Below are 18087 nucleotides of genomic sequence, written 5' to 3' on the forward strand. Positions count from 1 at the left end.
AGATAGCGCTCGTATCGCGCTTCGCTGATCCGTACGAAGTACCCCTTCAGCGCGCGAAGCAACAGGCGGAAGGCGAGGTCCGGATCGACGTCGACGACCTGCTCCAGCGCCGGGACGACACCGGCGAGCGGGTTGTAGGAGTGATGCGCCGTGGCCTGTTCGAGGGCGGGCCCGACCGATCTGATCTCGCTGCGGACCGCCTCCTTCACTCCCTCGTCCACCACGGGTGTGGCGGCGGTGGGGGTGAAGGAGGCATCGTCGTGCCGGATTCTCTCGACACAGCTGTCCACAATCCGGCGCAGCCACATCCGGCCATCGATCCCGAGCTCTTCCAGATCTACGGCCCGGAACGTCCCCGCCAGCCACAGGATTTCAATGTCCCGACTGGACATGGGAGAGCCCAGAAGAGCGAGGCAGTCCCGCAGCAACTGGTGGGCGTATGCTCCGTCGAACTGATCGGGACTGCTCGTGATGACCCTCATACCGGCAGCTTCGCTGTTTGCCCCGCCAATGCGGATCCACTTGATGACCCCGCTGAGCCCGATGTCGACACCGAGGTGCCGATGCGCCTGCGCCATGTCTTCTCTCTTCTACTCTGGGAAGGCGGTGTAGATCACGAAGTTCTTCGGAACGCCCGCAGTCTCGTCTCCAGGGTGTGTATTGCCCTTGCCCCGTACCGCCTTGATCCGGATATGCACCTTGCTGCCGGCGTCTGCAGGAGCTGTGGCGCCCTTTCGCCAGATCTTGCCGAGGGATCCCTCGCCACGCAGTTCCCAGTCGATGGGGAAGAGGTCGCGATCAGGGTCGAACCCCACGTTGCTTGGCTTCTTCCGCTGTGCTGTGATCCACTTCGCGAGCTTCTCGCCGTTCTTCGGGCTGCGCTTCAGCCACTGCTGGAAGGCTTCGTTGGTGGCACGCATCGCAGTGGCCTGATCGTTCCAGACCGTCGCGATGCCGTCCTTGTCGATCTTGTCCAGCAACCTCTGTCCACGGATGTCCACATGTTGCGTGATGGTGTGTGCGCCTTCTCTGCCTTCGTCGGCCACGAGGTTCAGGCAGTTGTGGACGAGCAGGTCGTCGGGACGCTGGCCCGTCGTGCGCACGAAGAACGTGCGCAGGTCGTCGACCGTGAGGTCGTAGACCGTGCGCGGCGCCAGGCCCGAGCGGTCACGGAGGGCCGTCAGCGCCCGGACGGAGCCGTCCGGGGTGCGCAGGCGGTCACCGGCGCGCAGGTCGGACACGAGGGTCCAGCCGCGGTCGACCACATAGAACTTGTGGCCTGCGGTGCTGGTCAGCGTGCCGCCGCCGGTGACGGTGAGGTCGACCAGGCGCCGGGTGTCGTGCTGGAAGGTGTCGGTGACCCTTCGGGCACCCAGCTTGCCGGAATCCGGGTCCGTCGCCGTGACGACGTCGCCCACGTCCACCTGGCTGATGGGCCGGTGTGAGCCGTCCGCCATCAGCACCTGGGTCGCGGCGGGGAAGCTGTTCACCCTGCAGGCGGTGAACGCGTCCTCGTAGATGTTGACCTGCTGCGCGACCTTGGCGAGGGTCGCGGGGGCCAGGTCCAGGGCCTTGAGGGCCTTGAACGCGTCGGCGACACCGACACCGGTCTTCATCGCGGCGTCCAGGGCACGGATGCCCTCGAAGACCTTGCTGAACGCCTTGCCCGGGATGAAGTTGCTCGCCGCCCAGGCGCAGCCGCTCACGCTGCCGTGCCAGCAGTCGACGAAGTCCTGGACCAGGACCGCCTTGATCAGCTTGTAGGTGACGGTCTCCTTGATGAGCTCCAGCTTGGAGAAGTACCGGGTGACGTCCTTCTTCAGACCCGGGATGCGCTTGCTCTCGACGAGCAGCGTGTCCTCGGACGGACAGGCGATGCCTTCCGGGATGTCCGGGTTGGTGCAGAGGAAGAAGTCCACCACCGCGCTGAAGGTAACCGTAAACGTGACCTCGCAGCCTTCGAAGCCTGGCTTGATGACGCAGTCGTTGTGCTGCTTGGTGTCGGTGATCTCGATGCTGTCCTCGTCGACGACGTACCACGTGCCGCCGACACCGGTGCCCGCACCGACCGAGACCTGCTTGTTCGCGGAGTTGCGGGCCGCTTCCTCGGCTGCCTTCTGCGCCTGCTGGGCGTACTTGAGCGCGTCCTTCGCCGCTTCCTCCGCCTCGGTGGCCGCGGCGTCGGCGCGGGTGGCGGCGGCTCGGGCGTCCTTGGCCGCCTGCTCGGCCGCGGCTGCGGCCTCGCGTGCGGCGGCGGCGTCGAGAGCGGCCTGGTCGGCGGACTCCCGGGCCTCCTTGGCGTAGCCTTCGGCGCGCCCGGCCGCCTTGTCGGCGGCCTCCGCGTCCACGGTGGCCTGCCGGTCGTACTCGACGGTGCGGGCCAGGGACGCCGAGGCCTTCGACGCGGCTGCGGCAGCCTCGGCCGCGTAGCCGAGAGCCTCCTTCGAGTAGCCGCGGGCCGTCGCGGCATGGCCGGCGGCGTTCGCCGCGTACTGGTAGGCGACCTTCGTGTCGCCCGCCGCTTGGTCGGCGATGTTCTTCGCCGCGGCTGCCTCGTCCTGCGCGTTCTTGGCATGGGCGTCGGCGACGGCCTTCTGCTGGTCGCCGATCGTCTTGGACGCCTGCCCGGTCAGCACGACCAGGCTCGCGGCCGAGTCGGTGGTGACGTACGGCGAGCCGAGCTGGATCGCGTCGTTGGCGGGCTTGGCGACCTGCACGGCCGCCTTGCCCGCGTCGACCGCGGCCAGGGCGGTGACGTGCGCGAAGCCCGCGGCCTTCGCGGAAGCCGCCAGGGCCTTGCCGGCTTCCTTGTTCGCCGCATCGGCATGCGCCATCGCCGTCTTGGCCAGCTTCTCGGCCTCTTCGGCGAGCTTCACGGCCGTCTTGGCCTCGGCCATGGCGTGCTCGGACGCCTTGATGGCGTCGGCGGCGGCGCTGGTGGCGGTCCGCACGGCGGCGTCGGCCTTCAGCTTCGCGGCCTGGGCCGCGTCCGCGTGCGCACGCGACCGCTTGGCAGCCGCCTCGGCACGAGTGGCCGCGGCATCCGCCTCGGCCGCCGCCTCGCCGGCCGCATCCGCCGCGGAGCGGGCACGGCCCGCCGCAGCTTCGGCGTTGGTCGCGTACGTGTCGGCCGCGTCCGCCGCCGCCCGCGACTCCTGGGCACTGCCATCGGACTCATGCGCCTGCGCGAACGCCTCCTTGGCATCCGCCTTGGCACGGGCCGCGTCCGCCTTCTGCGCCGCGTCCCACGCGTCGTCATTCAGATCGCGCGCGTTGTCGCGGGCCTTGACCGCGTCGTTCTTCCGCGCGACCGCCGTCGCCTCGGCCGCTTCCGCCTTCTCCTTGGCGTCCTTCGCGTTCGCCGCCTCGGCCTGCGCGGTCTGCTTGTGCTGGTTGGCCTCGGCCTGCTTGACCGCGGCGGTCTCCTTCTCCGCCTTGGCCGTCTTCTCCTCGGCCTCCGCCGCCAGCCGCTTCGCCTTCGCATCCGCGGCAGCGGCCTTCGCGTCGCCCTCGGCCTTCAGCGCCTCGGAGAGCTTGGCCTCAGCCGTCTCCTTGTCCTTCTTCGCGTTGTCCCGGTGCACCTTCGCCGCATCAGCCGCCGCCTTCGCCTGCAACTCGGCGATACGCGCGGCCTCCTTGCGGAACTCCGCGTTCACCTGCGCCGCCTGCGCCAAAGCACGCTGCGCGATCGTGTCACTGTCACCAGCGGCCGCACGCGTCGCGGCCTCGGCGGTCTCCGCCGCCTTCACCATCGCCGTCAGCGCCGCCACAGCACCCTTGGTGACCTGCGCCTTCTGCTGACCCACCAGCAGACCACGACCCCGCGGCGCACCCGCCGCATCCGCGATCCCGTACGCCGCCTGCTCAGCAGCGTCCGACGTCGCAGCAGCCTTCTTCGCATTCTCCAACTGGGCCTTGAGGGTGGTGACGAGCTTCTTCGCCGCCGCCTGGGCGTCGGTGACACCCTTCTTCGCCTTGTCGAACTGCGCCTTCTCCGGGTACGACGGGCCGTCGGTGCCCTTGTGACCGGACGGCTTGATCAGGAACTTCTGCGCACTGACGTTCTTGCAGTCGAACAGCCGCGCGTCCGTGCTCTTCGTGAACGCGCTCAGATCCAGGCACTTGCCCGTCGACACGCTCTTCAGCGCCGACGACGCCCGGACATCGCCCTTCCACGACTGACCCTTGGACTTGTAGCAGTCCGAGATCACGATCTTCGTGCCGTTCGCCGACGCGTTGCCGGCCACGTCCAGGCACTTCTGCGAGCCGACGTTGCGAAGGTGGAGGTCGTCCTCGCCGCCTTCGAGCGTCCACTGCTGAGCGGCACCGCTGTTGCAGGTGTAGATCTGCACCGGCGTGCCGTTGGTCTTGCCACCACCCTGCACGTCCAGGCAGTTGCCCGCCGCACCCGGCACCTCGATGGTGACGTAGCTGTCACCGATCCAGCCGATACCACCGGCGGCCCAATAGTCCTGCCAGCGGGTGGAGTAGTCCGCGAGCCATGACTGGCCGACGATCTGCCCCAGGGTGAACGTGCCGTCCTGCAGCGCCTTCGTGGCGGTGGCACTGGCGCCCAGGATCTGCTGCCGCTGCGTGGCCTGGGAGGCGATCTCCTGCTGCCACTCCGCGGAGGCCTGCGCGACCTCCTTGCCCAGCACCCGGTTCGGGTCGATCGGATCGTGCCACGCACAGGACGCGAAGCGCGACTTCAGGTCCTCGACCGCGATGCGGAACTCCGGTGTGTCCGCCGCGGGGGCCGTGCGGGGAAAACCGCCGGAGCCGAGGAAGATCCGGGCGTCATCGGCGAACACCCGGGGAACGAACATCTGGTTCGGTTCGATCTTCCCGGAGTTCTTCTTCCACAGCGTCCAGGCCTCGCGCTCCTTCGGCGTTCCTGCCGTGGTGTACTGCGGGTCGCCGATCGCGAGCGCGGCGGCCTTCGTCTTGTCGTCCGCGGTGGGCGACGGGTCGAAGAACGGGGAGAACAGCTCGATGGCGTTGAAGTACGCCTGGTACAGCCAGGGCAGCAGCCCGGTCTTGTCGTAGATCTTGTTCGCGTCCCGCGGTGCGCCCGGGTAGGACTCCAGGCCGCTCACGGCGCCGGACCACGCGGTTCCCTGCTTGCTGACCTTGTCGAGCCACTGGTCCGTGCTCGCACTGTCGGTCTTGTTGGCCAGGTGCAGGGGCGTCTGGTCGCTGAAGATGTTGCGTTCGAGCTTCTGGTGGAGCTGATCGGGCGGCAGCGTCATGGCGTTCTGCGCGAGGGCGAACACCTCCGGCCCGCCCTTGCGTAGGGCCTCGGCGGCCACACACTGGTCCTCGCGGAGCCGTTCGGCCGCCTTGGTGTCGTAGCCGTCGTAGGAGTCGGCCACCGGAGCCATGCGCTCTCCGGCATCCTGGCTGAGTGCTCCGGGCTGGACGGCCACGCCACCGAGGACCGCCAGCGCGGCGACGGAGGTCACGGTGGTGGTCAACGTGGCCGATAGTCGAATTCTGGGTGTGAACAACCCCGGTTTGAGGCGCAAGGAAGCATCCTTCATGGCGAACGAGGGCAGGCGGGGGCAACCGCCCGAGGAGAACGGTGACAAAGCGCGGGTGGTCAGCCCGTTGTCACGACATAGGGAAGGCAGCGGCACCCAAGGCGGCGTTCACAATGAGCCTGCATCGCGGCATGACAACGCGTCCCTCCCCCGTCGACGGCATGGCCCCCACCGTCGAGTGACGTGTACGCGTCACGAACAGCAAATGTTCCGTGCGCATGCCATCAACTTTAACCGCAGGCCTGGAAGGCTGAGGGAGCGTCGAACCGCGGGCGGGAAAAGCACTTGCTTCGGCTCTCGCCGTGCAATGTGTGCAAATGCCAAGCTCACAACCCGCGTTACATGTGTGAAGAGTGTAAGGAAAAGGTGCAGAAGGCATTGATTCTCCGCCATATGTTGGCTGGAAAACGCCACATGTGGCGGGATAGGGGTTGCCCCCGACGTGCATGTCGGACCTCTTGATGACGCAGGCGACGGAATCCGGACCATGCCGCCGGGCGCGATCCGCTGTCGAGGCCAGGGCCAGGCGGATCGCGAAGTCGTGGGGGTTCGCCCCACCCCTGCGGATGCCTGGTGGAGGGTCCAGGTCACGGTCCACGCAGACGTCCTTCGCCTCCCGAGGAAGGCGGCTGCCCCTTCCCGGCCTGCCCACACATCAGCGACGGGTAGTCAGCGCTGCGGCGCGGGTCAGGGCATGGCGAGCGAGTTCGGCTACTCCCCTTGCTGCTTCAGGCGCTGGATGGTCTCCCCCGCCTGATCGGCGTCCCGGCGGGCGTCCCGCAGGGCGCCCTTCTGCGGGGTGAAGTCGACCGCGGCCTTGGGCACCGTCACGAGCCGACCCTTCGCCCTCTGCTCGGCGACCGCCGGGCCGGCGAGCACGCCGTGAAGGACCTGTCCGATCTCGCGCAGCAGCCCGTCATCCACCGCCTGGTTCGCCGCGCGGTGGATCGACCAGCCCCAGGGCGGGCGCGGCCCTGACGGCCGGTGGGTCGAGCGGCGCCCAGGACGGCGGCCTGCTCCCGCCGCGCGGACCCGATCCGGACCCCGGCGGACACCTTCTGGTGTGCCAGTTCAGGGCCGGCGCCCCGGCCGTGGTCGTCGGGCAGTGCTCGCCTACCTGGCGCTCGGCGAGGGCGGCGGTACCGGGTTGCCGGAAGCGACCGCGTCGTCGACGACGGCCTGCGGTACCTCTGTGGGCGTCCCGCTCCCACGGCCGGGTCCGCGCCGCGTCCGCCCAGCCGGCCCACAGATCGACGACGGTCTCGCCGCCGGCCAGGACGGTGACGGCGGCACCCAGTTCACCCCGCTCGCGGAAGTTCTCCTCGAACGCGGCGCGCACCGTGGAGAACCGTTCGTCGCAGTGGCCCCCGATCCGTGGATCCGTCAGCGACTCCGTACGCGGCGGGGGATGCGCCTGGGTGTGCGGCTCCGTCCGCGAATCGTGCTCGCTCATGGCCCCTCCCGGTGGCGCTCGACGTGACCCCAGAACGAACCGACTGGTCGGACTGGCGGGGAGAGGCAGGGTTCATCGGGCCGGAGGCAGGCACGCCCCGCCCGGTGCCGGCGGCGTTGTCAGTGGCATGGGGCAGGGTGGACGGTGCGCCGATGCAATCATCCGAGAGGAGAGGCCGACCGATGAGTGTCGCCACCGTCATGACATCCCGTGAACGAGCCGCCGCCCAGGCCTATCTGCGTCTGCTCAGCGCCGTGCGCGCCGCCCTGGGCGACCCTCCCGCCCCCACGGCGGCCCCGCCTCCGCCCCTTGTGCTCACCGCCCCCATGGCCGAGGCGGACCAGGCTCTCGCGGAGGCTGGACTCGCGGGCAACGAGGCCGAGCTCTTCGACCTGGTGACGGGCCTTCACACGGCGCGCGTCACGCGTCGTAGCGCAGGGGCGTGAGCTGCTCGATGTCGTAGCGTGCGCGCAGCGCGGCGATGGCCGCATGGTCGGGCGGACCGCCCGCGTCGAGGATGTCGAGCAGCTCTTCGAAGTACTGCTCGTGATCCGGCGGCGGTGAGGCCTGGAAGAAAACCTTCGCGGGTTCGTCCGTGCGGTTGGCGAACGCGTGAGGGCAGCCCGGGGGGACGACGATGACGGTTCCGGTGCCCGCGCGGACCGTGCGGCGGCCCGACCTGGACTCCCAGTGGCGCCAGTCCTCGCGCGTGCGCACCCGCGGCTCGAAGGCGAGAACGTCCAACTCGCCTTCGAGGACATAGAAGAGTTCTTCGCTGCGCGTGTGCACATGGGCGCCGACGTCGAAGCCCGGTGGCACGACCACCTCGAAGCTCGAAGCCACCCGCGAGTGTTCGCCGGTCACCTTGAACGTCACCTTCTGCGCCGCCGTACGCAGCGTCCGTCCATGGCCCCGCGGCACCAGCAGCCCGTCGGGCGACTCCTCGAACGTGGCGCCCGCAGGCGCGTTGGCATGCGCGGTCACCAGGTCACCGGCAATCGCTCGGGGCCGCGTATGACCGCGCCCGGACGCCACCCCAGTTCCTCGACCGGCACCGCGAAACGCAGGTCGGGGAAGCGGTCCAGGAGGGTGGAGACGAGCAGTTCGCACTCCAGCCGCGCGAGCATGCCACCCAGGCAGTAGTGAGGACCGTACCCGAACGCCACATGCGGGTTCGGGTCGCGTTCGAGCATGATCTCCTCGGGGTCCTCGAAGACGTCCGGGTCGCGGTTGGCGGCCAGGTACGAGACATAGACGGCCTCGCCCGTCCTGATGGCCTGGCCAGCGATCGTGACGTCCTCCATGGCGATCCTGGAGAGCCCGACGGCGCTGCGGTGCGGGATGTAGCGCAGCAGTTCGTCGATGGCCGACGGCCGCAGCGCGGGCTCGGCGCGCAACCGGGCCTGGTACTCCGGATGGGTGAGGAGGATGTAGACCATGTTGCCCGTGTTGTGGGTGACGGCTTCGCCGCCGATCTGGACGAGCAGGGCGAGGCCGACCGCCTCCGACTCGCTGATCTCACCGTCCGCGATGGCGTCCCCGAGCAGCCCGGTCACGTCCTCGCCACCCGTTCCGCGCCGCCGGCGCAGCAGCCCGGCGAAGTACTCGCACATCCTCGTCTTCGCCTGCTCGCTGCGCTTCACTCCCTCGGACGCGGACAGGATGAGTGAGGTCCACTCGTGCATCCTGGGGCGGTCGGCCTCGGGCACGCCCATGAGTTCGCAGACGACGGCCAGCGGGAACGGCGCGAGGATCCGCTCGGTGAAGTCGGCCGGCGGGCCGTCGCGCAGCACAGCGTCGACAAGGTCGTCGAGCATCCGCTGCGCCCGCTCGCGCAGCCGCTCCACGCCCCGGGACGTGAACGCGGCTGCGACGGCCCGCCGCAGCCGCGTGTGGTCGGGCGGATCCGCGAAGCCGACCGCCCCGGGCACGGGTATGAAGTGCGGGGCGACGCGGGTGACATCGTGCTCGACGACCGCCTTGCGGCTGAAGCGCGGATCGTTCGTCACCATCCGCACGTCGTCGTAGCGCGACACCAGCCATGCCCAGCCCTCGCCGTTGGGGAGTTTGATGCGGGTCACCGGCCCCTCCCGCATCAGCTCGGCGAGCACGGGATCGAATTCCACGCCGGACAGTTCGCCGACCGGCCACATGCGGACCGGGGGCCGGGAGACGTCCGTGGTCGTCGCCTTCTGCATGCCTCAGCTCCTCTGCCAGGGCGAGGTCGAAGCCGCGGACGAGGGCGGGGACGCGGGCGGGCGCCGGTGGCCGTCTGGGATGGTCCAGCGGCCCAGCGACATCTCGGCGGTGATGCCGGGGCCGAAACCGGCGAGGATGCCGCGTGCCGCGTCCTGGGTCGAGCCCTCTTCGAAGAGCCGGCGCAGGGCGTCCAGGACGACGGCACTGGCGATGTTGCCGTACTCGGTGAGCGTCGCCCGGCTGAAGCGGAATGCCTCGGCGTCCACTCCGAGGAACATGCTCAGGTCGTCCAGGATCCGTGGCCCGCCCGCATGGATGATGTAGAAGTCCAGGGCGGTGGCGTCCCAACCGTGCTGGCCCGCCAGCTCCTTGAGTGCCGGAGCGAGAGGTTCCATCGTGCCCGGCACGCGCTTGTCCAGTTTGAAGTGGAAGCCGGTGGCGCGGACGTCGTACGCGATCCAGTCCTCGGTGTGCGGGACCAGATACGAACCGTTGCGCTCCAGCACGACGCCGTGGCCGCCGCTTCCGCGGACCACCGCCGCCGCCAGGCCGTCCCCGAACAGGCCGTTGGAGAGCAGATTGCCGACGCTCACGTCGGACGGCTGGTAGCACAGCGAGCAGAACTCGCAGGCCACGATCAGTGCGTTCGCCTCTGGGTAGGCGGTACAGAAGTCATGCGCGCGATTGATCGCGGCGCCGCCGGCCGCGCACCCGAGCTGGGCGATGGGCACCTGACGCACATCGGTGCGGAACTCCATCGTGTTGATCAGCCACGCGGTGAGCGACGGCATCATGAAGCCCGTGCACGACACGAAGATGATCATGTCGATGTCCTCGGCACGGAGTTCGGCGTCCTCGAGTGCCTGCCGTATGACGTCGGGAACGCGCGCCTTGGCCTCTATCTCGTAGAGCGTGTTGCGCTCCTCGAAGCCCGGGTGCCGCAGCGTCTCGTCGATCGGCCGCAGCAGATGGCGTTTCTCGACCCCGGTGTTCTGGATCAGGCGCAGAGCCAGCTGCAGTTCCGGGTGGTCCGCGTGAACGGACCGCGCCAGATCAAGGGTCTGCTCCATGGTGATCACGTGCTCGGGCACGGACACCGCGGGTTTGCACAGAGTGGCCATGTCATGCCGCCCTTCTCCTTATTCAAGCGCTCCTCCAAAAGGATCAGGGACGTCACGCGGTCCCGCGCGCCGGGGATTCCGCGCCGCGTTGCGCCGATCGGGTGATGCGCGGGCGTGTCCGGGCCGATGGCCGTGCAATCGGGAAGGGATGGAGTCCTGGCGGGGGCGCTGTCAGCTCACTGCATGTGATCCGCGCACCGCGCGTGTTCACAAACCGGGAGATGAAAACTCGATGACGTCAGAACCCGAGACGGCGGCCGAGCGGGGTACCGGCGCCGGGGGCTGCCCCATGAGCGGTGCCGCGCCCCGGGAGGACGCGACCGTCCGCGACTGGACCCTGGACGACTTCCGGGCCCTGGAATTCGACCCCTTTCTGACCGCACTTCTGCGCGAGGAGCCGGTGGCCAGGATCCGACTGCCGTTCGGCGAGGGCAGCGCCTGGCTCGTGACACGGTACGAGGACGTCAAACTGGCCTCGTCCGACCCTCGGCTGAGCCGGAAGGCACTGGCCGAGCGGGAGGTGACCAGCGGCTCACCGCATGCCATCGCGGCCAGGCACGCGGCCCTCAACTACGCGGACCCCCCGCATCTCGGCACGATGCGCGGTGTCGTCGCGCGGGCCTTCACCGGCAGGAGCATGCAGAGACTGCGTCCCAGAGCCCAGCGGACCGCGGACCGGCTGCTGGACACGATGGAACGCCGGGGTGCTCCCGCGGACCTGATGGAACATCTGCACGGCCCCTTCCCTCTGTCGGTGGTCTGCGACCTGCTCGGGCTGCCGGAGGACGAGCGCTCGGAGATGACCTCGTGGGCCAACGTGATCATGACCCCGCGACCGGCCCCCTCCCGCAGTGCGACGGCCCGGGGCACGGTCCGAGACGTGGTGCTCCGCCTGCTCCGGAGGCGGCGCGCCGAGCCGCGCGACGACCTGGCCGGCGTTCTCGCGGCCGCGGCCGGATCCGGTGAGATCACGGACGACGAGGCTCTCTCGCTGGCGACCGCCATCCTTGTGAGCGGTGCCCACGCGGTCCGCAACAACAGCGCAAACATGGTGTACGCGCTTCTCACCCATCCGGACCATCTCGCGCGGCTGCGTGCCGAGCCCGCGCTGCTGCCGCAGGCCGTCGACGAGCTGCTGCGCCACATCCCGCACCGCAACGGCGTCGGTCTTCCGCGCATCGCGACCGAGGACCTGGAGATCGGGGGGGTACGCATCCGGGCGGGTGAGGCGGTCTACTGCTCGTACCTCGCGGCGAACCGCGACCCGGCGGCGTTCGGGGATCCGGACACGCTCGACTTCGCCCGAGGGCCCATCGCCCATCTGTCGTTCGGCTACGGGCCGCACCACTGTGTCGGTTCGATGCTGGCCCGGATGGAGTCCGAGATCATGATCGCCACGCTGCTGGACCGCTTCCCGCGGCTGGCCCTCGCCGTACCGCCCGACCGCATCGCATGGCAGAAGGGCGGGCTGATCCGCGGGCCCGAGACCCTGCCGGTCAGCTGGTGACGCGCCATGAACTGCGACGTACGGATCGTGCACGGAGACCCCGACGACATCGAACTGGCGGCCCTGATGGCGGTGCTCTCCGTCGTACTCCGCAACCGTGAGGCGGCCGGCGCCGCGCGCGGACGCCGGTCCCGCAGAGCGCAATGGGACCGTGCGTGGGGCGGCTTCCTGCACCCCAGCGGCTCCTGGCGGGTGCGGGACCGGACGGTGACGGGGTTCGACCCCGGGAGCCGCTGAGGCACCGCGGCCGGGCCGCACGCCGGGACGTCAGACGAGGAGCCGCAGGCAGGTGTCCGACACCCCCAGGCGGACGGTCTGACCCCAGGTCAGCTCAAGGGCGTCGGACTCCATTCCGTCCCCGAAGGCGACCAGCCGGTCGGACTCCACGGTGAGCCGCAGCCGTTGCGCGTCCGTCAGGGTGCCCTCCACCAGGGAGGTTCCGGTGGCCGGCGAGGGCCAGGCCTCGCGTACGTACCAGATCAGCCTCCGCTCGGCCGGCGCGGGCAGTGGGGGCCCGCCGCCCCGCTCCCGCCACAGCGACCGCAGCCACCCCGTCGCCCCCGTGCCGGTGCCCACCAGGACACCCGACGAGGCCTGGGCCTCGGCGAGGTCCGGGGCCGCCTCCGTGCCGAGCCGGTAGCGGGAGGTCTGGTGGCCCGGCCGGCCGAGGTAGATCTCGTTGAGCGCCACGAGCCGCTGGGTGTCGTCGGCGACGGCCTCCACCATCGTCAGCTCGTCGGCCGTGCAGCCTCCGGGGCCGGCGGCGGCCTGCAGGAGCCGGCCGGTGTCCGGGGCCCGGTGCCGTACGAGGACACCGGGGTTGCGTCCGGGGTCGCTGTCGATGCCCACCACCGGCTGGCCCGTGAGGTACTTGGCGGTGTTGGCCACCAGCCCGTCCTGGCCCACCACGACCACCACGTCCTCGGGCCCGAACAGGAATCTGTCGAGATCGGCGCGCTCGACCCGCGTCTGCCGCCACCGCAGCGGCACGGCCGCCGCGACCTCGGAGAGCACCCGGCGCGTGTGGTGGTGCCGCTCGGCGACCTCCTGGATGCTCCGGCCGCGTGAGGACAGAAAGAACTCGGCCTGCCCGTGTGTGCCGTGCCGGGCGAGCAGCTCCTCGTACTCGGTGGTGCGGTGCACGAGCACCGCGCGCGGGGCGAGGCTCACCTCCGCTCCTGGTCCGGATTGCCGCCGAGCCTGGCGAGCAGCCCGGTGAGGACATCCGGCGAGAGGGTGACGCTGTCGACGCGGGGAAGGTTCTCTGCGAGGCGGGTCACGGCCAGCGCGCGCAGCGTGGCGGGGTCGGTCTCGGCGTGGACACGCAGCCAGGCCGCCTGGGCCGCGGCCCGCGCCTCGCCGATCTCGCGGGCCGCGGTGGCCTCGGCCTTGGCCAGCCGGACCTTGCGGGCCGCCTCTGCCTGGGCGCGTACGGCGTCGGCGGCAGCGCTCTCCTCGGCCTCGCGCCGGGCGTTGGTGCCGTTCTGCTCGACCAACTGCTCTTCTCTGCGGGCGAGTTCGATCCTGCTGGCCAGTTCGTTCTCGGCGATGGCGCGCTCGCGCTCGACGGCGACGGCCCGCCGTTCGTACGTGGCGCGATCGGCCTCCTGCTGGATCTGCTCGCGCGCGGGGGTGCGCAGGGCGCGCTCGACCTCCGGCTCGGGACGCAGCGCGACGACGCGTACGGCGACCACCTCGATGCCGGTGGCGGCCAGCCGGGGCTCCGCGGCCAGACCGCCGGATATCCGCTCACGCACGGCCGCGACGCCGTCGGAGAGGGTCGCCGCCAGGGGTGTACGGGCCAGCACGTCGAGCGCGTGCTGCTGGGCGTTCTCGGTGAGCAGCGTGGATATCTGCTCCAGCGGGGCGCCGCGCCAGGCGCCGGTGTCCGGGTCGAGGGAGAAGTCCAGCCGGGTGGCGGCGGTGGCCGGATCGCTGACCCGGTACGTGACGGTGGCCTGCACCGAGATGTCCTGGAAGTCGGACGTCCTGGCGTGGAACGTCATGGCGAGCTCCCGGTCGTCCACCGGGACTTCGGAGAGCGCCGCGGTCAGCGCACGGAACCAGAAGCTGAGGCCGGGACCGTCGTGCAGGAGCTTGCCGCGCCTGTGATGGCGGACATGGGCGGTGGGTGCGGAGCGGAGATGGCGCCATCCGAAGCGCCTGGTGATGTCGGCCATGAGGAACCCCCAGTTATCGTCTCGACGACGATATTGGGTTTCCGGTCTTATCGTCAAGGTGACGGGATGGGGGCTCCGTGCGCTTGCGTCAGAAGGCGGTCCGCACCAGGCTGGCGGGATGGACAGCAGCATCACCGTGTGCAGGGTCTACGACGCCCCTGATCCGGACGCCGGCACCCGTGTTCTCGTCGACCGACTCTGGCCCAGGGGCGTGTCCAAGGAGCGTGCCGCCGTCGACGAATGGCTCAAGGAGGTGGCCCCGTCCACCGAGTTGCGCAACTGGTACCACAAGGACGCCTCCCGCTACGACGAGTTCGACGCCCGCTACCGACGGGAGCTGGAGCAGGGTGCGGCCGCGGAGGCACTCGATCGGCTGCTCGAACTCGCCCGGAGCGGGCCGGTCGCGCTGGTCACCTCGGTGAAGAGCATCACCGGCAGCCATGTGCCCACGCTCGTCGCCCTGTTGGGGCAGGCGCGGTCCGGTGGACCGGTCACCGGCCGCTGAGAGGGGGATGGGCTACGAGTCCGGTGAGGCGGAGCCCGCCGCGGAGGAGCCCGTGGAGAAATCCGTCGAGGAGTCCGTGGAGGCGTCCGCCGAGGAGTCCTCTCCGGACGTGAGGTGGAACATGCCGCCCTCCGGGTCGCGCAGCGTGGCCACCCGGCCCAGCGGGGTGTCCCGCGGATGCGACACGACGGTACCGCCCGCCGCCGCGGCCCGCTCGACCACCGCGTCCACATCGCGCCGGCAGAAGTGCACCTGCCACCGCGGTCTGATGCCCGGATCGGACGACTGCGCCTCGCCCCCGCCGTACATCCCGGCCACCGTCCGGCCGTCGACCCGAAGCACCACACGGTCGTGTTCGTATCGCACATCGATGAGGTCGGGCCCCTGGGCATCCCATTCGAACACCTCGCCGTAGAACAGGGCCGCGGCGAACGGGTCCCTCGTATGAAGCTCCAGCCAGGCCGCGGCGTTCGTCCCGCGCCCCGTGTGCCAGCCGACCTCTACGGGCCCCTCCCAGATGCAGAACACCGCGTCCCAGGGGTCCGCGGCCCATGCCATCCGGCCGTTGCCGAACGCGATCGGGCCCACCCCGACCGTGCCGCCCCGCTCCCGGATCCGCGAGGCCACGACATCGGCGCTGTCGGCCGCGAAATACGCCGTCCACACGACCGGCAGCTGCACCCCGATGGTCTGCGTGGACTCCATCAGCCCCGCGACCGGAACCCCGTCGGAGACCGCGACGGCATATGAGCCCTGCCCCTGCTCACCCGGCCTGAATTCCCAGCCGAACACGGCACCGTAGAAGTCCTGGGCGGCCTTCATGTCCCGTGCCGTCAGGCTCACCCAGCAGGGCGTGCCCTGAACCCCACGCCTTGTGGCAGCCAAGGCCGCTCACCTCATTCTTTCCGTCCCTGCGCAGGAAGCCACTCCTTCACACCTTTCAACAGAATCAGGACGGTCGCCACCGGGGACGGCGCGGTGCCCCCTTGCCCGGTCCCGCCGGTGCCAGGGGTTTCGCCACACCCTCACGGGCCGGCACGGTACGCCGAGAAGGTAACGGCGTAACCGCCCAGTCGGCGACGGACCTCGGGGGTACGAAAGGGCAGTGCGCCGACGACGCGCCTCAGGCCGTCCACGGTCGCCAGCCGTACCTGCGCGCCCTCGGCGCGGTGGAAGGAGCGGGCCGGGCCCGTGTCGAGGAGGTCGTACCCGATGAGAAGGCCGTCGGGGCGCAGTACGCGCGCGGCCTCGGCCAATGCCTTCTCCCAGGCCACGACGTGGTGAAGCATGAGGAAGGACACGACGGCGTCGAAGGTGCCGTCGGCGAAGGGAAGCCCGGTGGCGTCCCCCTTCCGCACGGACACCCGGTCCCCGAAGGACGCCAGCCGGCGCGCGCTCGCGACGACCATCGCCGGGTCCGGGTCCACGGCCGTCAGCGTGATGCCGGGGTGCGTGGTGAGAAGCTGTGCGGCCATGGTGCCGCCTCCGGAACCGATTTCCAGGACTCTCCCCTCGAGGGCGGCCCCGGCCAGGGCCCAGGGCAGCACGACGCGCCCGGCGAACACACCCCAGGGTGCGCTCCGGCAGAAGACTCGTTCCAGCGTCGGCATCACCGGCATGCCACTCTCCTTCGACGGTCGGTCACTGCGGGGTGCGGGCCACGGACGTGCCGAAGACGCGGTCCCAGTAGGGGGCGCTGATGCCGAAGCCACGACGGTCGTCGAGGAAGTGATGGCGCATGTGGTACATCCGCAGGTTGCGCAGGATCCTGTTCTTCGGCCTGCCTCGGTGCAGGTAGCAGTGGAGCAGGTCGTACGCCAGGTACCCGGCCACGTATCCGGCACCGAACACCGGCGGGAGGCCGAGCACTCCGGAGGAGAGCCAGAAGGCCAGCGCGACCATGGGAACGCTCAGGGCGGGGCTGAGGATGGAGCGGCGCGCGTCCTGGGGGTAGTCGTGGTGCACCCCGTGGAGGATGTAGTGCACCCGGGCGCCGATTCCGTGTTCGGGCTCGAAGTGCAGCAGGATGCGATGGCCCCAGTACTCCGACAGCGTCCAGGTCAGATAGCCGGCGAACGCCCAGCCGGCCAGTACCGGCGGGCCGGACCGGCCGAGGGAGAGCAGCACACCGACGACGGCCACCGGCAGATAGAGGATCGTGCTGGTCACCGGGCTTATGTGCAACAGGCGGTCCAGCACCGGCCCGTCGACGACGGCGGGCGCGGTGCCGCGGTGCACGGCGCCCCCTCCGGTGCGTGCGGGTGTACCGGCGGTCATCGGTCGCTTCCTTCCGCGGTGGACACCTTCAACCGTGCCTCATAGGCGGTGCGGGCCCGGAAGTCGGTGGTGCGCAGCAGCTGGTCGGCCTTGAGCAGCCGGCCCATGGCATCACGCCAGGGCTGGGGCAGCAGGAACAAGGAGCGGGTGACCGGGTTGGTCCAGGCCGGTACGAAGACGTTGTAGCGGGGGCGCCGGGCGGTGCGAAGGACCGCCTCCGCGATGTCCTGCGGGGTGAGCAGGGGGACGAAGCGGCCCTTGCCGACGCCCGAGGTGAGCTCGGTGCGGGCGGGGACGGGCAGCACGACGGACAGGTCGACACCGCTGCCGCGGAGTTCGCCGCGGACGGCCTCGGACAGACCGACCACCCCGTGCTTGGCCGCGGAGTACGTGGCACAACCGGGCAGGCCGACCATACCGACTGCGGAGACCATGTTGATGATGTGGCCCCGGCCGCGGGCCCGCATGGGGCCGAGTGCCGCCTTCATGCCGTTGACGGTGCCGAGGAGATTGACTCCCACCTGGTGCGCGGTGTCGTCGTCGGCCTCCTCCTCGAAGCTGCCGACGATCATTTCCCCCGCGTTGTTGACGAAGATGTCCATCGCCCCGGCCTCGGCTTCCACCCGGTCGCAGAACTGCCGGGTGCTCGCGGGGTCGGTGACGTCCAGCGGGTAGGCGCGTGCGCCGATCCCGGTGGCGACGCACGCGGCGTAGTCGTGGTCACGGGCGCCGATCACGACCGTGGCACCCTCACGAACGAACGCTTCGGCGGTGGCGCGTCCGATGCCGCGGCTGCCGCCGGTGATGGCCACGACCTTGTTCCTGATCGCTTCGGGCATGAGTTCTCCTCACGACGTGATGGATGGAGTGATGTGCTCGCCGAGCAGGCCGCGCAGGATCGAGGTGATGGATTCGGTCAGGGCCCGGGTGGCGATCGGGTCGATGATCGCGGCGAGGCTGGGAATCCCCAGGTCGAAGGCGGCGGTGAAGCGTACGGTGACGGAGTCGGCGTCCTGGCGGACGTGCCAGCTGCCCTCGAAACGGTCGAAGTCCCCCTCGGACTGGACGAATTCGATGGTGAGCGCAGCGGCGTCGATCCGGTCGCGCTCGGACCAGCACAGCACACCGTTGCGGAAGTTCACCGACCACTGCGAGTGCACGGTGTCCTCGTCCACACCGGTGACGACCACCTGCCGCACCGCGTCGGTGTGACGGGGGTAGGAGGCGAAGTCCCGCAGCCGGTCGAAAACGGCCGCCGCGGAGGTGTCGGTCACGAGGGCATCGACAACGACCTCGGGCATGTCG

Annotated in this window: 17 protein-coding genes and 1 pseudogene; 4 read left to right on the plus strand and 14 right to left on the minus strand. The window is 70.1% G+C overall.

What is annotated here, in order from left to right:
• From ACFU5O_RS35010 to ACFU5O_RS35025, 4 genes and pseudogenes are all read right to left on the minus strand, one after another.
• The coding region (locus tag ACFU5O_RS35010) for a hypothetical protein (protein WP_384246594.1) at positions 1–578 on the minus strand (578 nt) is incomplete at its 3' end.
• 12 nt (positions 579–590) lie between these two features.
• Positions 591–5540 carry a ricin-type beta-trefoil lectin domain protein gene (locus ACFU5O_RS35015; protein ID WP_384246595.1) on the minus strand — a complete coding sequence of 1650 codons (4950 nt, stop codon included), beginning with the start codon at positions 5538–5540 and terminating at the stop codon, positions 591–593.
• A gap of 711 nt (positions 5541–6251) precedes the next feature.
• Complete coding sequence (locus ACFU5O_RS35020) at positions 6252–6464, minus strand: hypothetical protein (RefSeq protein ID WP_384246596.1); 213 nt, start codon at positions 6462–6464, stop codon at positions 6252–6254.
• A gap of 274 nt (positions 6465–6738) precedes the next feature.
• Positions 6739–6927 (minus strand): annotated as a pseudogene (locus tag ACFU5O_RS35025) (serine hydrolase); the annotation flags it as partial.
• 248 nt (positions 6928–7175) lie between these two features.
• Between ACFU5O_RS35025 and ACFU5O_RS35030 the strand changes: the two are divergent.
• A complete protein-coding gene (locus tag ACFU5O_RS35030) occupies positions 7176–7439 on the plus strand; it encodes a hypothetical protein (protein ID WP_384246598.1) in 264 nt (87 codons plus the stop codon).
• On the opposite strand, the gene ACFU5O_RS35035 is transcribed toward ACFU5O_RS35030, so the two are convergent.
• The 3 genes from ACFU5O_RS35035 to ACFU5O_RS35045 are packed head-to-tail and all read right to left on the minus strand — an operon-like array spanning position 7414 to position 10313.
• Entirely contained in the window at positions 7414–7977 is a 564-nt protein-coding gene (locus ACFU5O_RS35035) for a cupin domain-containing protein (RefSeq protein WP_384246599.1), read from the minus strand. The genes ACFU5O_RS35030 and ACFU5O_RS35035 overlap by 26 nt on opposite strands.
• Complete coding sequence (locus ACFU5O_RS35040) at positions 7974–9191, minus strand: cytochrome P450 (RefSeq protein ID WP_384246601.1); 1218 nt, start codon at positions 9189–9191, stop codon at positions 7974–7976. Before ACFU5O_RS35040 ends, ACFU5O_RS35035 begins: the two co-directional genes overlap by 4 nt.
• Before the next feature lie 3 nt (positions 9192–9194).
• The gene (locus ACFU5O_RS35045) at positions 9195–10313 is read right to left on the minus strand and encodes a type III polyketide synthase (RefSeq protein ID WP_384246602.1); all 1119 of its coding nucleotides are present in this window, start codon (positions 10311–10313) and stop codon (positions 9195–9197) included.
• A gap of 232 nt (positions 10314–10545) precedes the next feature.
• Here ACFU5O_RS35045 and ACFU5O_RS35050 point away from each other — a divergent pair, with 232 nt between their 5' ends.
• Positions 10546–11820 (plus strand): cytochrome P450, encoded by a 1275-nt coding sequence (locus ACFU5O_RS35050; protein WP_384246604.1) that lies wholly within the window; start codon positions 10546–10548, stop codon positions 11818–11820.
• Positions 11821–11826: 6 nt separating this feature from the next.
• Positions 11827–12057, plus strand: coding sequence for an acyl-CoA carboxylase subunit epsilon (locus ACFU5O_RS35055; protein ID WP_384246605.1), 231 nt, complete (start codon positions 11827–11829; stop codon positions 12055–12057).
• A gap of 30 nt (positions 12058–12087) precedes the next feature.
• Here ACFU5O_RS35055 and ACFU5O_RS35060 read toward each other — a convergent pair whose 3' ends face one another.
• On the minus strand, positions 12088–12990 hold the full coding sequence (locus ACFU5O_RS35060) for a hypothetical protein (RefSeq protein ID WP_384246607.1): 903 nt from the start codon (positions 12988–12990) through the stop codon (positions 12088–12090).
• Positions 12987–14000: an SPFH domain-containing protein gene (locus tag ACFU5O_RS35065; protein WP_384246608.1), complete on the minus strand. Its 1014-nt coding sequence runs from the start codon at positions 13998–14000 to the stop codon at positions 12987–12989. The genes ACFU5O_RS35060 and ACFU5O_RS35065 overlap by 4 nt, the downstream gene beginning before the upstream one ends.
• Positions 14001–14118: 118 nt before the next feature.
• Here ACFU5O_RS35065 and ACFU5O_RS35070 point away from each other — a divergent pair, with 118 nt between their 5' ends.
• Positions 14119–14505 (plus strand): DUF488 domain-containing protein, encoded by a 387-nt coding sequence (locus tag ACFU5O_RS35070; protein ID WP_384246610.1) that lies wholly within the window; start codon positions 14119–14121, stop codon positions 14503–14505.
• 12 nt (positions 14506–14517) lie between these two features.
• Here ACFU5O_RS35070 and ACFU5O_RS35075 read toward each other — a convergent pair whose 3' ends face one another.
• The 5 genes from ACFU5O_RS35075 to ACFU5O_RS35095 form a co-directional block, all read right to left on the minus strand.
• Complete coding sequence (locus ACFU5O_RS35075) at positions 14518–15348, minus strand: VOC family protein (RefSeq protein ID WP_384246611.1); 831 nt, start codon at positions 15346–15348, stop codon at positions 14518–14520.
• 182 nt (positions 15349–15530) lie between these two features.
• A complete protein-coding gene (locus ACFU5O_RS35080; RefSeq protein ID WP_384246613.1) occupies positions 15531–16124 on the minus strand; it encodes a class I SAM-dependent methyltransferase in 594 nt (197 codons plus the stop codon).
• Between the two features lie 22 nt (positions 16125–16146).
• Positions 16147–16782: a sterol desaturase family protein gene (locus ACFU5O_RS35085; protein ID WP_384246614.1), complete on the minus strand. Its 636-nt coding sequence runs from the start codon at positions 16780–16782 to the stop codon at positions 16147–16149.
• Positions 16779–17621, minus strand: a complete 843-nt coding sequence (locus tag ACFU5O_RS35090) for an SDR family oxidoreductase (RefSeq protein WP_384246616.1) — start codon at positions 17619–17621, stop codon at positions 16779–16781. The genes ACFU5O_RS35085 and ACFU5O_RS35090 overlap by 4 nt, the downstream gene beginning before the upstream one ends.
• Before the next feature lie 9 nt (positions 17622–17630).
• Entirely contained in the window at positions 17631–18083 is a 453-nt protein-coding gene (locus ACFU5O_RS35095; protein ID WP_384246617.1) for a type II toxin-antitoxin system RatA family toxin, read from the minus strand.
• Between the last annotated feature and the right edge of the window lie 4 nt (positions 18084–18087).

This window comes from Streptomyces sp. NPDC057445 (assembly GCF_042802855.1).
Taxonomy (GTDB): domain Bacteria; phylum Actinomycetota; class Actinomycetes; order Streptomycetales; family Streptomycetaceae; genus Streptomyces.